The 617-nt window shown below is 68.2% G+C and carries 1 protein-coding gene; it reads right to left on the reverse strand.

Translation table 11 applies throughout. The features are described from left to right. Positions 1-617 (reverse strand): SDR family NAD(P)-dependent oxidoreductase (locus GEV06_29015; GenBank protein MPZ21881.1); only part of this gene is annotated, 617 nt, incomplete at both ends.

A 617-nucleotide genomic window follows, 5' to 3' on the forward strand; every position in this document is an offset into this window, starting at 1 on the left:
GGTCGAGGCGATGTTGACTATACGTCCGGACGTGCTTGCTCGCAGGTGCGGCAGCGCGGCCCGGGCGCAGCGCACGGAACCGAACACGTTGACGTCGAACGTACGCTGCCAGTCCGCGTCGTCGAGGTCCTCGAACCGACCGAGCATGTACGTCCCGGCGTTGTTGACGAGCACGTCGAGGCCACCGAGCACGGCGACGGCCTCGGCGACGAACGACTCGACCGCGGCGGCGTCCGTCACGTCACAGGCGAGCGCTTGCACACGCTCGCCGGCGAGGTCGTCCAGCGCCTCCGCGAGCGAGGCCTCGGTGCTCGCGATCGCCTTGCCGATGCCCCTGGTCCCGCCGGTCACGATCGCGCGCGCGCCGTCCAGCCGCCGTTGACTCACCACAACCTCGATCGTCGTTACTGCGAGCGGAACACGCCGAGTGACACGAGCCGGGTGTCGATGTCGATGACCGAGTGGGCCAGCGACTCCGCATTGACGGAGTAGTGGGTCTCGTGCAGGCGGATGTAGGGCTCGTGCAGCTCCAGGTCGAGCACCGTGTCGTTGGCCTTGTCGGTCTTCACCATCGGCTGGATCGCCGCGACCGCGTGGTCGATCGGCACCTCGAAGTG

It is taken from the genome of Luteitalea sp. (assembly GCA_009377605.1).
Classification (GTDB): domain Bacteria; phylum Acidobacteriota; class Vicinamibacteria; order Vicinamibacterales; family Vicinamibacteraceae; genus WHTT01.